This is a genomic window from Acerihabitans sp. (assembly GCF_036398755.1).
Taxonomy (GTDB): Bacteria; Pseudomonadota; Gammaproteobacteria; order Enterobacterales; family Enterobacteriaceae; genus Acerihabitans.
Genome location: NZ_DASWOM010000103.1, coordinates 19,389 through 33,592 on the forward strand (window position 1 = coordinate 19,389; position 14,204 = coordinate 33,592).

Sequence of the window (14,204 nt, forward strand, 5' to 3'; positions counted from 1 at the left end):
ACTTGTTTAATTTCACTGTAAATGCTTGTGGCGGATTGAAATGAACGAAATAATAAATATTTATTTTTAATTGTGTGGTCTCCAATTCTATATTGCAATTATTATAAAGTCATTTTTAAATAGTATGTATTTCTTCGGTTAAATACACTATTTCAGAACATGGTGGCGCCGCGCCTGATGCAGAATCAACCATGCTTGCAAACTGCAGCTTCAATAAATAATAGTTGGATATCAACAGCTGTTCACCCGGTGGTGAGCTACTTAAAGGTGACAGTTGGGTAAAATGTTTTCTAAGTTTTTGATTGTATCTTATGTAATTTTGCCAATTCAGCTTTCTTAGTCATTTACTGCAAAGTGTAAAGGTCTATCTTCGGAGACGGTTAAAATTATCAAAAAATGCTTGCGGTAATTTAGCCTGATTGACTTTTTTTACCGTGGTGGCATCATGCGCGCAATTCCTGCGCGTTGACTCCGGTTTACCTATCATGTCCGTCTATTCCCGTCCGGTGGTAATGTTACTCACCGGCCTGCTGTCGTTGACCATTTCCATCGCGGTTTTGAATACCCTGGTGCCTTTGTGGCTGTCCCACGAAGCCATGCCCACCTGGCAAATCGGGCTGGTCGGATCTTCCTACTTTACCGGTAACCTGGTAGGCACCCTGCTGGCGGGGGCGCTGATCAAAACGGTGGGTTTCAACCGCAGTTATCACTATTCCTGCCTGCTGTTCGCCGTCGCGACCTTGGGACTGGGGCTGTCCATCGGCTTTAACAGCTGGGTGCTGTTCAGGTTCGTGGCGGGCGTCGCCTGTGCGCTTATCTGGGTGGTGGTGGAAAGCGCCCTGATGCGCAGCGGCACCCTGCAGACCCGCGGACAACTGCTGGCGGCGTATATGATGGTGTATTACCTGGGCACGGTGATCGGCCAACTGCTGCTCAGCGGCGTTACCACCGCCTTGATGACGGTATTGCCCTGGGTGGCCACGTTGACTATCGCGGCGGTGTTGCCGCTCTTGTTCAACCGTATCGACGGGCAGGGCATGGCGGCTCCGCGGGTCGCCATCTGGCCGATGCTGCGCCGTCGTAACGCCCGCTTAGGGGTCAACGGCTGCGTCATATCAGGCGTGGTATTGGGGTCGCTTTACGGGCTGCTGCCGCTTTTCCTCTCCCATCAGGGACTCAGCGACGGCAACGTGGGTTATTGGATGGCGCTGCTGGTCAGCGCGGGTATCCTCGGTCAATGGCCCATCGGCCGCCTGGCGGATCGCTATGGCCGCCTGATGATGCTGCGGGTGCAGGTATTTATGGTCATTATCGGCAGCCTGTCGATGCTCAGCCACGCGGCCATGGCGCCGGCGCTGTTCCTGCTTGGCTGCTCGGGTTTTACCCTCTATCCGGTGGCGATGTCCTGGGCCTGCGAAAAGGTCGGCCCGGATGAGCTGGTGGCGATGAATCAGGCGTTGCTGCTGAGCTACACGGTGGGCAGCCTGCTGGGGCCCAGCGCCACCGCGCTGCTGATGCAGCGCTACTCCGACCGCCTGCTGTTTGTGATGATCGCGCTGGTGGCGCTGGTTTACCTGGCGATGTTGCTACGCAAACCGGATCACCATCAAACCCCGGTGGCGACGGCCTGAGTAGGACATGGCTCTATTTGGGGGCTTGAGTTCGTTGCCCTGGCGGCGTGACAAATAACCCGCCGCAAGCCGCCGGCGAGCGAAACCTTATCGATGTGTCAACAGACTAAAGGCCCTAATTCGCGCCTTCCCAATTAATTGCCCTGCGGCAATGGGCTCAGATTAAGCACCGCGCTGTCCATATCCTCGCCGCGCTCAAAGCGCCAGCAGCGGGTATGGTAGCGTGCCACGCTGTTACGGTGGGCTACGCTGACCAGCGTAATGCCCGCAAGCCGTTCCGTCAGCAGGCGGTACATCAATTGTTCATTCTCATCGTCCAGCGCGCTGGTGGCTTCATCGAGGAACAGGATATCGGGTTTTATCAGCAACGCGCGGGCAAACGCCAGCCGCTGCTGCTCGCCGGGCGACAGCCAATGGCTCCAGTTGGCTTCTTGGTGCAGCATCGGCTGCAAATGCCCCAGACGGCAAAGATCCAGCATTGAGCGCATCTGTTCCTCGGTAAAGTGGTCCGGCGCTTCTGGATAACATAGCGCCTCCAGCAGATTGCCGATCGGGATATAGCTGCGCTGCGGTAAAAACAGCACTTTTTTGCCGGCCTGGAGGCCGATGCCCCCGTTGCCGTAAGGCCAGATGCCGGCAATGGCCCGCAGCAGGGTGGATTTACCGCAGCCCGACGGACCGGCGATCAGTACCCGTTCACCGGGAGCGATGGACTGCGTGGCGCCCTGAAACAGGATGCGGCCGGAGGGGATGGTTAATTCGAGATCGGTCAGCGCCAGGGCGGTATCCACCGTGCCGCCGCGGGTAATCGCCGTCTTCTGGCTGCTGTGGCGCTCCACGGCGGCGTTGAACCCCGCCAAACGGTTTATACAGGCTTTCCAGTTGGCCAATTGATTAAATGCGTCGATAAACCATGACAGCGAGCCCTGGATTTCACCAAACGCCGATGAAATCTGCATCAGCGTGCCGAGCTGGATGGCGCCGGAAAAATAACGCGGCGCCGCCACCAGGATCGGGAAAATAATGGCGAACTGACCGTAGAAATTACTGGCCACATTCAGCCGCCGGCTGACGCGCATAATGGACCACCAGTTGGCGCGGATGGCCTCAAACTTGTTGTCCAGCAGTTTGGCTTCCCGCGGTTCGCCCTGGTAAAGGGCAATGGCGTCATTATTTTCGCGAATGCGAATCAGGCCAAAACGGAAATTAGCCTCAAATTTTTCCTGTTGAAAACCCAAACGCACCAGCGGCCTGCCGACAAACCAGATCACCAGCGATCCCAGCCCGGCATATAATATGGCGAACCATACCATATAACCCGGCACGGTAAAAAGATGCCCGCTCAGCGTAAAGGACAGCGGTCCGCTCACCGACCATAAAATGGATATAAAGGAAACAAAGGTCACCACGCTCGAGAGCAACCCCAGGGCCAGGGACAGCGTGCCGCTGGTGAGCGCGTTGAGGTCCTCGGCGATACGCTGATCCGGGTTGTCGACGGTCTGCTGTTGCTCGGTATGGTAATAGGCGTGGTGGTGCAGCCATTTATCCATATATTGCCGGGTCATCCAGCGCCGCCAATACATTTGCAGCCCCTGGGTGAGGTAAATTTTATAGATGGAAATCAGGATAAATATCAGCGCCAGCCAGGTGAACCTGACAAGCTGGCTTTTGAACACCGCAAAATTTTTGTTTTGCAACGCATCATAAAATACCCGGTTCCATTCATTGAACAGTACGCTGATATACACCGTGGACAATGAGAGGATAACGATAACCGCCAGCATACCCCAGGCTCGCCATTTTTCCTCAGAACGCCAAAACGGCTTTATCAACTGCCAGATGTCATGCCAGCGCGCGGCTTTTATGGGTATTGCTTTCATAGTTAACGTATAGTTTTCTTTTGATTAAAAAAGAATAATACGGCATATGACGCCGGTTCTCATAAAAATAATGAGCCTCAGTAGTAATTAAAGGTGTAACAACTCCTGTCGCGGCGGCGGACGGATTTACATAAGCGTGATTTGTAATAAATTAAGCAAACGCGTCTTGCCGCAATGCGGGCCTGGCCCGATGCGGTAACGGTAAAAGGCGGCCGGGGGGCGGCCGACGGCCAGGTTTACCGGCGGGGTGGGGCGCTGACCGGCCGTCAGCGGGTTGTGCGGGGACTTCAGGCGTCAGTACATCACCTTATGGCCGTAGCCGGCCAGGATATCCTTTACGCGTTCCATGATTTCCGTTGACGGGGGTTTTACACCGTCAAGCTTGTACTCTTCGCCCATGGCAATCCATTTATGCTTACCCAACTCGTGGTAGGGCAGCAGCTCGATTTTTTCGATATTCGCCATATCCTTGGTAAATTCGCCCAGCATATGCACGGATTTATCGTCATCCGACCAGCCCGGCACCACCACATAACGCAGCCAGGTCCGCTTGTTGATCTTTTGCAGATAACGGGCAAAATCCAGCGTGCGATGGTTGGAGACTCCCACCAGGTTTTGATGGATATCGTCATTCATCTCTTTGATGTCCAGCATCACCAGATCGGTGACGTCCAGCAGTTCGTCAATCACCGGATCGTAGCGCCGGACATAGCCATTGGTGTCCAGGCAGGTGGTAATGCCTTCGGCATGGCAGGCGCGAAACCAGTCGCGCACGAATTCCGCCTGCAATATGGCCTCGCCGCCCGAGGCGGTGACGCCGCCGCCGGACGCATTCATGAAATGCCGGTAGGTCACCGTTTCCTTCATGATTTCTTCTACCGTGATTTCCTTGCCGGCATGGGTATCCCACGTATCCCGGTTATGGCAGTAGAGACACCGCATCAGGCAGCCCTGGAAAAAAATAATAAAACGAATGCCGGGGCCGTCGACGGTACCACAGGATTCAAACGAATGGATTCGACCAAGTACTGACATTGCGGGGTGTTCTCCATTTAATTAAAAAAGGCCCCACTTACGTGGAGCCTTTATTTTACGCCTTTTCAGACGGTGAGGGAAATTACATTGACGCGGTGAAGGTACGGGTAATGACGTCCTTCTGCTGTTCTTTGGTCAATGAGTTGAAGCGTACCGCATAACCGGACACACGGATGGTCAGGTTAGGGTAATCTTCCGGATGTTCCATGGCCTGCACCAGCATTTCACGGTTCATCACGTTGACGTTCAGATGCTGACCGCCTTCGACGCCGGCTTCATGATGGAAATAACCATCCATCAGGCCCGCCAGGTTGGCCCTGCGCACATCTTCATCTTTACCCAATGCTTTAGGCACGATGGAGAAGGTGTAGGAAATACCGTCTTTCGCGTAGGCAAACGGCAGTTTGGCGACCGAGGTCAGGGAGGCGACGGCGCCTTTCTGGTCACGGCCGTGCATCGGGTTGGCGCCCGGTCCGAACGGCGCGCCTGAACGACGTCCATCAGGAGTGTTACCGGTCTTCTTGCCATATACCACGTTGGAAGTAATGGTCAGAATCGACTGGGTCGGTACCGCGTTACGGTAGGTCGGCAGTTTCTGGATTTTCTTCATGAAACGTTCAACCAGGTCGCAGGCGATATCATCGACGCGTGAGTCATTGTTACCGAACTGCGGGTATTCGCCTTCGATTTCAAAGTCAACGGCCATGCCGTCGGCATCACGAACAGGCTTAACCTTGGCGTACTTGATGGCGGACAGGGAGTCGGCGGCAACGGACAAGCCGGCGATGCCACAGGCCATGGTACGGTATACGTCGCGGTCGTGCAGCGCCATCAGCGCGGCTTCGTAGCTGTATTTGTCATGCATATAGTGGATGACGTTCAGCGCGGTGACATACTGCTTGGCCAGCCAGTCCATGAAGTGGTCCATGCTGCTCAGCACGGTATCATAGTCCAGTACGGCATCCATGATCGGCGCGGTTTTCGGGCCGACCTGGATTTTGGCTTTTTCGTCCATGCCGCCGTTGATTGCGTACAGCACCATTTTAGCCAGGTTGGCGCGGGCGCCGAAGAACTGCATTTGTTTACCGACAACCATCGGGCTGACGCAACAGGCAATGGCGTAATCGTCGTTGTTGAAATCCGGACGCATCAGGTCATCGTTTTCATACTGTACCGAAGAGGTATCGATAGACACCTTGGCGGTGAATTTCTTCCAGCTGATCGGCAGTTTTTCCGACCACAGGATGGTCATGTTCGGTTCCGGCGCCGGTCCCATGGTGTATAGGGTATTCAGGAAACGGAAGCTGGTTTTGGATACCAGGGTACGTCCGTCAACGCCCATGCCGCCCAGGGATTCAGTTGCCCAAATCGGGTCGCCCGAGAACAGTTCATCATATTCAGGCGTACGCAGGAAACGTACCATGCGCAGTTTCATGACCAGATGGTCAATCAATTCCTGTGCCTGTTCTTCAGTGATTTTGCCGGCTTTCAGGTCGCGTTCGATAAAGATATCAAGGAACGTGGAGGTACGACCGAAGGACATGGCGGCGCCGTTCTGGGATTTCACCGCGGCCAGGTAGCCGAAGTAGGTCCACTGCACGGCTTCCTGCGCGGTGGTTGCCGGAACGGAGATGTCGCAACCGTATTTGGCGGCCATTTCCTTGATCTGCGCCAGGGCGCGATGTTGTTCGGCGATTTCTTCACGCAGACGGATGGTCGCTTCCAGATCTTCGCCGTTTTCCATTTTGCTTTGCAAAGAGGTGAACTGGGCGAATTTGTCTTTCATCAGGTAGTCGATGCCGTACAGGGCGATACGACGGTAATCGCCGATGATGCGGCCACGGCCATAGGCATCGGGCAGACCGGTCAGGGCGCCGGTTTTGCGGCATTTCAGGATGTCCGGAGTATAGACATCGAACACGCCCTGGTTATGGGTCTTGCGGTATTCGGTAAAGATTTTCTTGATTTCCGGATCCAGCTCGCGGTCATACGCTTTGCAGGAGCTTTCAACCATCTTGATGCCGCCGAACGGAATCAGACCACGTTTCAACGGCGCGTCGGTTTGCAGGCCGACGACTTTTTCCAGGCCTTTGGCGATATAGCCGGCGTCATGGGAGGTAATGGTGGAGGCAACATCCGTATCAAAATCAACCGGCGCATGGGTGCGGTTTTCGGTCTTGATGCCTTCCATAACCTTGCCCCACAGTTCTGTGGTGGCGGAGGTAGCGCCTGCCAGGAAGGCTTCATTGCCTTCATAGGGGGTATAGTTCTTCTGGATAAAGTCACGAACATTGACTTCATTCTGCCAGTCGCCTTTGCTAAAACCTTCCCAAGCAGTGGCTAATTTTGTGTTCAGATCGGTCATTGTATACCTACCTTCTTTTGTGGATTTCTTAAAACCCGGCTTTACGATGGACGCCAGCAGATTAGTGCTGGTGGCCACCGCGCAGATAAATCATCCAGTACGTCAATCCTACCAGTAAGCCCCCGCCGATAATGTTACCGATGGTGACCGGTATCAGGTTATCGATGATAAAGTTGCTAATGGTCAGATGTGAAAACTGTTCAGGTGCCATCCCAACGGCCTGCCAGAATTCCGGCGCTGCGAAATCCTTGATAACAATGCCCAGCGGGATCATAAACATATTGGCGATGCTATGCTCAAAACCGCTGGCAACGAACATCGCGACCGGAAAAATCATGGCGAACATTTTATCCGTCAGGCTGCGGCCGGAATAACTCATCCACACCGCCAGGCAGACCATCAGGTTAGCCAGAATGCCCAGACACACCGCTTCAATAAACGTATGGTGCATTTTATGATCGGCGGTCTGCAGCACATTGAGGCCCCAGGCGCCGTTTGCCACCATATGCTCACCGGAAAACCAGATCAGGGCGACAAAAAACAACGCGCCGAACAGGTTGCCGATATAGACGTTAATCCAGTTACGAACCAACTGACCCCAGGTAATGCGTCCGCTGGCTTTCGCCACCATGATAAGCACCGTCGAGGTGAACAGGTCGGCGCCGCACACCACCACCAGCATCAGCCCCAGCGAAAAACAAATCCCACCGATAAGTTTGGATATGCCGTAAGGCATGGTGCCGGCACCGGTGGTTGCTGTGATATAGAATGCGAAAGCGATGGAAATAAAAACGCCGGCGGTAATGGCCAGAAAAAACGTTTTTGACGGTTGCTTGGTTGCTTTATAGACACCGGCCTCTTCAGCAACTTTCGCCATGGCATCGGGTAGTTTCAGGTCAAAAGGGTTGTCAGACTTCACACAAACTCTCTCGTTGGATTAATTAACGACCTAATTCTAACAAACGAGTATAGAGCAAAAATTGATGTAGATCATAATGGCCCAAACTTAATCCCGCTTGACAGGCAACGAAGACAGCGTGTTTTAATGTATGTTATTGAAAAATATCTGGAAAATATATTTTAATTATTACGTAAATATTTGAAGACCACATTTTTTGTGCATTTTGGCGCGTTATGCAATAGGGATTAATGTGGTTAATTTGTTTCATCTACGGTGAATATTCCGCGGTAATTTACCTTTATGAAACACTAGCGCTTAATAGGAAACGTCGGCAGTCTTGAAAAGTCCTGCGCCGTTTCCTTTTTTTCATTTGTTTATTATACGCGCAAACCACAAAATTAGCAGGGTTATCTCCGCCCCGGCCGTAGCGCGGGCCGGGGTCAGGCGCGCCGCCGCCGGATAGTTATGCCCGGGACCAATAACGGCGTTTGGCCGCCTGCAATTTTTCATAGGCGGCGAGCAGCGCGCGATGGGCGGGAAGACTATGCAAATCGTTATCGATATCGAATAATCCGTAAAAGCAGTTTTCTCCCGATAACGCCGCCTGTGCGCTTTCAAGGGCGGCCTGGCCGTACATATGGGCAAAGGCGGTAAAATACTGCTCCGGCTCGCGATCCGGTTCCTGGGTCAGCAACAGCAGGTTATGCAGGCAGCGATAATAATTCTCGCGCTCCGGGGTAAAAACCGACGCGTTGAAGTCCCGGGTCCATTCGGTCCACATCAACGCCTGTTCCAGGTCGCCGCCCGCCAGCGCCAGCATGACCTTCAGCTCGCCCACCCGCAGGGTAAACCAGCCGTTGTCCCTGCCGGTCGCCAGCCCCAGCAGTTCCCTGACGCGGGTGAAATCGTCCAGTCCTTCGTCGTCCAGCCGCTCTATCAGGGCCAGATAGCGCTGCTTTGGCCAGCGGCTGCCGGGCAGGCTTATCAGCGTCTCGCGCAGATGGGCGGCCATGGTGTTATTGGCCAGCAGCAAATCTTCCACCGGATAGATATCCGACATGCCGGGCACCAGGATACGGCAGGCATAAACGTCCAGATGCTCATAATCGGCAATGTAGACTTCCGCGCGCAGGTGCCGGAAGATGCCCATCAGGGTGGTGAATTCGTCGCCGGTGTTGCCGCTGAAGTCCCAATCGGCAAAGTCGTAATCGGCATCCTGTTTAAACAGATCCCAGGAAATCAGGCCGCTGGAATCGATAAAATGGGTTTCCAGATTGGTTTGCTCCGCCACTTCCTCATCGTCAAAGGTCGGCGGCGTGAACACATCCAGATCCTTCAGGCTGCGGCCCTGCAATAATTCGGTTACCGTGCGCTCCAGCGCCACGCCGAAATCCGGATGCGCGCCAAAAGAGGCAAAACAGGTGCCGTTGGCGGGGTTAAACAGCACCACGCAAATCACCGGATACAGTCCGCCCAGCGACGCGTCATAGGCAAAAATCGGGAAACCTTCCTCTTCCAGACGGGCGATGGCTTCGACCACGCCGGGATAACGGGCCATAACCGCCGGCGGAATAGCCGGCAGGCTTATGGATTCGGCGATGATCCGGTTCTTGATATGCCGCTCGAACACCTCCGATAACGCCTGGACCCGGGCTTCATTGGCGGTGTTGCCCGCGGACATGCCGTTGGATACATAGAGATTGCCGATAATATTCATCGGGATATACACCGTCTGCCGGTCGGACTGGCGTTCAAACGGCAGGGCGCAGATGCCGCGCGCGGCATTGCCCGATTGCAGATCCACCAGCGCGGCCGCGGTCAGTTCCCGCTGCGGATCGTAAAATGCCCGCAGGCCCTCGTCGAGCATGCCAGACGGCAAGCCGCCGTCGGCGGGCGGCGCGAACCACTTCTCGTTGGGATAGTGGACGAAATCGCCCTTGGCGATGCTGGCGCCGAGATAAAAATCGGCAAAAAAATAGTTGGTGGATAAACGCTCGAAATATTCGCCCAGCGCCGAGGCCAGCGCGGCTTTTTTGCTGGCCCCCTTGCCGTTGGTAAAACACAGCGGACAGTCGCGATCGCGAATATGCACCGACCATACATGCGGTACGGGGTTTAGCCAGGACGCCTCTTCAATATTAAATCCCAGCGCGCCGAGCTGCTGGTAGAAGCGGGCGATGGAGTCTTCCAGCGCGGCGTCTTTGCCGGGTATAAATGTTTGTGACATGCAGGTTCTCTTTTTATTGTCTTGAAAGACGCATAATACGGTGTTTTCTTGCGCGCCTCCACGTATTCCCCCGATCGTGCGGCGGGCGGCGGCCCGTTTTGTCCGTCCGCTCGCCACCCGGCCGGGCGCGGCGATAGGGATCGAAATTGCGCGGGATAAGCAATAACCGTTGCGACGCCCCGATGCGAGTGATAAAAACGTTAGAATGGGTAAAGACGAATTTTTTGGCCAACGTGGTGGATGGAAATGAATCAGGTGTTTAATTTTAGCGCCGGTCCGGCGATGATACCGGTGGAAGTATTACGGCGCGCGGAGCAGGAACTATGCAACTGGCACGGTCTGGGTACGTCGGTGATGGAAATCAGCCATCGCAGTAAAGAATTTATCGAGGTAGCCAAGGAATCCGAACAGGATTTGCGCGAGCTGCTGAGTATTCCGGACAATTATAAGGTGCTGTTCTGCCATGGCGGCGCGCGGGCGCAGTTTGCCGCCGTGCCGCTCAATCTGTTGGGCGCCGGCGCAAGCGCCGACTATATCGACGGCGGCTATTGGGCGCACAGCGCCATCAGCGAAGCACAGAAATATTGCGACCCGAAGGTTATCGACGTCAAGACCAGGCTGGACGGCCTGCGCGCGCTTAAGCCCATGGGCGAATGGAACCTGTCCGCCGACAGCGCCTATGTGCACTACTGCCCGAACGAAACCATCGACGGCCTGGCTATCGATGAGTTGCCGGATTTCGGCGATAGGGTGGTGGTGGCCGACTACTCCTCCACGATTCTCTCCCGACCGCTGGACGTCAGCCGTTTTGGCGTGATCTATGCCGGGGCGCAGAAGAATATCGGTCCGGCCGGCCTGACGCTGGTGATTGTGCGTGACGACCTGCTGGGCAGGGCGCGGCGCGAGCTGCCATCGGTGCTGGATTATAAGGTACTGGCGGAAAACGACTCCATGTTCAATACGCCGCCCACCTTCGCCTGGTATCTGTCCGGCCTGGTGTTCAAGTGGCTCAAGGCGCAGGGCGGACTGATTGAAATGGACAAGCGCAACCAGGCCAAGGCGGACACATTGTACCATTACATCGACCAAAGCGATTTCTACCGCAACGATGTCGCCCCGGCCAACCGTTCGCGCATGAACGTGCCTTTTTTACTGGCGGACGCGGCGTTGGACAAACTGTTCCTTGACGAGTCCGTCGCGGCGGGGCTGCATGCGCTCAAGGGCCACCGCGTGGTGGGCGGAATGCGCGCCTCCCTGTATAATGCCATGCCCCTGGCGGGCGTTGAGGCGCTGGTGTCCTTTATGGACGGATTCGCCCGGCGTCACGGCTGATTGCGCCCCTTTGCGGGTACGGCAAGCCTTGCCGTTACCTGTACTTGCCGTTACCGGTAATCGTTTGCCAGTGGCCCCGGCGTTAAGCCGGGGTCGCTGTTTGTTATCGTTTGGTTTTATTTGCTGGAGAACAAGCTGCACATGCAGGAATCCCTGACCCTACAACCGGTGGCGCATATACACGGCACCGTTAATCTTCCCGGCTCGAAGAGCGTCTCGAACCGGGCGCTGCTGCTGGCGGCGCTGGCCGAGGGCACCACCCGGCTGACCAACCTGCTCGACAGCGACGATGTGCGCCATATGCTCGACGCCCTGGGCGCGCTCGGGGTTCCCTGCCGGCTCAGCGCCGACCGCCGGACCTGCGAGATCGACGGACAGGGGGGTGCCCTTACCGCGCCGGCGCCGCTTACGCTATTCCTCGGCAACGCCGGTACCGCCATGCGGCCCCTGGCCGCCGTGCTGTGCCTGGGGCGGCATGACATTACCCTGACCGGCGAGCCGCGCATGAAAGAGCGGCCTATCGGCCATCTGGTGGATGCCCTGCGCCAGGGCGGGGCGGAAGTGGACTACCTGGAACAGGAAAATTACCCGCCGCTGCGCCTGCGCGGCGGCTTTCGCGGCGGCGATATTGCCGTTGACGGCAGCGTGTCCAGCCAGTTTCTCACCGCCCTGCTGATGGCGGCGCCGCTGGCCGCCGGGGATACCGTCATTCGTATTAAGGGCGAGCTGGTTTCCAGGCCGTATATTGATATTACCCTGGCGCTGATGGCCACCTTCGGCGTGCGGGTGCGCCATGACGATTACCGGGTGTTTTACCTGCGGGGAGGGCAGGGTTACCGGTCGCCGGGCGGCTACCTGGTGGAGGGCGACGCCTCTTCCGCCTCGTATTTCCTGGCGGCGGCGGCCATTCGCGGCGGCACGGTGCGGGTTACCGGCATCGGTAAAAACAGCGTGCAGGGCGACATCCGCTTTGCCGACGTCCTGGAGCGCATGGGCGCCACCATCCGCTGGGGCGATGATTTTATCGAATGCAGCCGGGGCGAACTGCGCGCCATCGATATGGATATGAACCATATCCCCGACGCCGCCATGACCATCGCCACCACCGCGCTGTTCGCCGGCGGCGGCACCACCACCCTGCGCAACATCCATAACTGGCGCGTCAAGGAAACCGACCGGCTGGCGGCCATGGCCGCCGAGCTGCGCAAAGTGGGCGCCGAGGTGGTGGAAGGCGAGGACTTTATCGCCATTACGCCGCCCGCCGCGCTGAAATCCGCCGCCATCGGCACCTATAACGATCACCGCATGGCGATGTGCTTTTCCCTGGTGGCGCTGTCGGATACGCCGGTGACCATCCTCGATCCGGCGTGCACCAATAAAACCTTCCCGGACTATTTCCGGCAGCTGGCCGCCATCAGCACCCTGGCATAATCCGTTTCCCCGCCCATTCACCGGCGGTCTGGCGCCGGTGAATGAAACCGCTCCGGAGATGTCTTAATTTTATGTTCCTGACGCCGAAGGGTAACCTTTGTTCCCTATGTTGCGTATAATGCATCACAGAATTTTGATTATTATGGAACCAGAATCATACCGCTAAGAGGAGAAAACAATGACGGCAGTAGTCCCGGTGATTACCATCGACGGACCGAGCGGTGCGGGGAAAGGCACGCTGTGTAAAGCATTGGCGGAAGCATTAGGGTGGCATCTGCTGGATTCAGGGGCCATTTATCGCGTTCTGGCGCTGGCGGCGTTGCACCATCAGGTCGATATCAACGCGGAGGAAGCGCTGGTGCCGCTGGCGGCGCATCTGGACGTGCGTTTTAAGGTACAGGCGGGCGAACTGGAAATTATCCTCGAGGGCGAGGATGTCAGCGGTGAAATCCGCAATGAGAATGTGGGCAACACCGCGTCCAAGATTGCCGCGTTTCCCCGGGTGCGCGAGGCGCTGTTGCGCCGGCAACGGGCATTTCGCGAGGCGCCCGGCCTGATTGCCGACGGCCGTGATATGGGCACCGTGGTGTTTGCGGAAGCGCCGGTGAAGATTTTTCTCGACGCGTCCTCGGAAGAAAGAGCGCACCGCCGCATGCGGCAGTTGCAGGAAAAGGGCTTTAGTGTTAACTTTGAACGCCTTTTATCCGAGATAAAGGAAAGGGACGAACGCGACAGGAACCGCCCGGTGGCGCCGCTGGTTCCGGCATCAGATGCTCTGGTACTGGATTCCACCCGCATGACTATCGATGAAGTGATAGCTCAGGCGTTGGCGCACTCACGGCGAATACTGGCGCTGCCGTAGCCTTGGAAACAATTACCCCGTTGCAGGGACTGGCAATGGGGCGTGTAAAACAACCCCATCGAGCAGGATGCCGGATGGACGTTAATCAAAAACACCTGAAGATTATCAAATATGACAGAATCTTTTGCTCAACTCTTTGAAGAATCCCTGAAAGAAATCGAAACCCGTCCCGGTTCGATCGTGCGTGGTACCGTTGTTTCCATTGATAAAGACGTAGTGCTGGTTGACGCCGGTCTGAAATCTGAATCCGCCATTCCTATCGAGCAGTTTAAAAATGCCCAGGGCGAGCTGGAAATCAAGGTTGGCGATCAGGTCGACGTCGCGCTTGACGCGGTGGAAGACGGTTTCGGTGAGACCCTGCTGTCTCGCGAAAAAGCCAAGCGCCATGAATCCTGGGTAATGCTGGAAAAAGCCTACGAAGAAGCCGCGACCGTTACCGGCATCATCAACGGCAAAGTGAAGGGCGGTTTCACCGTCGAACTGAACGGCATTCGTGCGTTCCTGCCGGGTTCGCTGGTTGACGTGCGTCCGGTACGCGAT

Annotated in this window: 10 protein-coding genes; 5 read left to right on the forward strand and 5 right to left on the reverse strand. The window is 56.0% G+C overall.

Annotation, left to right across the window (positions count from 1 at the left end; genetic code table 11):
• Positions 1-485: 485 nt before the first annotated feature.
• Positions 486-1,631 (forward strand): MFS transporter, encoded by a 1,146-nt coding sequence (locus VGC33_RS17155; protein WP_331121982.1) that lies wholly within the window; start codon positions 486-488, stop codon positions 1,629-1,631.
• 134 nt (positions 1,632-1,765) lie between these two features.
• Here the strand turns inward: VGC33_RS17155 and VGC33_RS17160 are convergent, their stop codons facing one another.
• The 5 genes from VGC33_RS17160 to ycaO all read right to left on the reverse strand — a co-directional run bounded on the left by VGC33_RS17160 (position 1,766) and on the right by ycaO (position 10,039).
• Positions 1,766-3,511 carry an ABC transporter ATP-binding protein/permease gene (locus tag VGC33_RS17160; protein WP_331121983.1) on the reverse strand — a complete coding sequence of 582 codons (1,746 nt, stop codon included), beginning with the start codon at positions 3,509-3,511 and terminating at the stop codon, positions 1,766-1,768.
• A gap of 294 nt (positions 3,512-3,805) precedes the next feature.
• A complete protein-coding gene (pflA, locus tag VGC33_RS17165; RefSeq protein ID WP_331121984.1) occupies positions 3,806-4,546 on the reverse strand; it encodes a pyruvate formate lyase 1-activating protein in 741 nt (246 codons plus the stop codon).
• A gap of 82 nt (positions 4,547-4,628) precedes the next feature.
• A complete protein-coding gene (gene pflB, locus VGC33_RS17170; RefSeq protein ID WP_331121985.1) occupies positions 4,629-6,911 on the reverse strand; it encodes a formate C-acetyltransferase in 2,283 nt (760 codons plus the stop codon).
• Between the two features lie 61 nt (positions 6,912-6,972).
• Positions 6,973-7,830, reverse strand: a complete 858-nt coding sequence (gene focA / locus VGC33_RS17175) for a formate transporter FocA (RefSeq protein WP_331121986.1) — start codon at positions 7,828-7,830, stop codon at positions 6,973-6,975.
• Positions 7,831-8,275: 445 nt separating this feature from the next.
• Positions 8,276-10,039 carry a 30S ribosomal protein S12 methylthiotransferase accessory factor YcaO gene (gene ycaO, locus VGC33_RS17180; RefSeq protein WP_331121987.1) on the reverse strand — a complete coding sequence of 588 codons (1,764 nt, stop codon included), beginning with the start codon at positions 10,037-10,039 and terminating at the stop codon, positions 8,276-8,278.
• Between the two features lie 246 nt (positions 10,040-10,285).
• On the opposite strand from ycaO, the gene serC reads away from it, so the two are divergent.
• The 4 genes from serC to VGC33_RS17200 all read left to right on the forward strand — a co-directional run.
• Positions 10,286-11,371 (forward strand): 3-phosphoserine/phosphohydroxythreonine transaminase, encoded by a 1,086-nt coding sequence (gene serC / locus VGC33_RS17185; protein WP_331121988.1) that lies wholly within the window; start codon positions 10,286-10,288, stop codon positions 11,369-11,371.
• A gap of 141 nt (positions 11,372-11,512) precedes the next feature.
• The gene (gene aroA / locus VGC33_RS17190) at positions 11,513-12,802 is read left to right on the forward strand and encodes a 3-phosphoshikimate 1-carboxyvinyltransferase (protein ID WP_331121989.1); all 1,290 of its coding nucleotides are present in this window, start codon (positions 11,513-11,515) and stop codon (positions 12,800-12,802) included.
• A gap of 178 nt (positions 12,803-12,980) precedes the next feature.
• On the forward strand, positions 12,981-13,664 hold the full coding sequence (cmk, locus tag VGC33_RS17195) for a (d)CMP kinase (RefSeq protein WP_331121990.1): 684 nt from the start codon (positions 12,981-12,983) through the stop codon (positions 13,662-13,664).
• A gap of 111 nt (positions 13,665-13,775) precedes the next feature.
• Positions 13,776-14,204: S1 RNA-binding domain-containing protein (locus tag VGC33_RS17200; protein WP_331121991.1), on the forward strand; the 429-nt coding region annotated here is incomplete at its 3' end.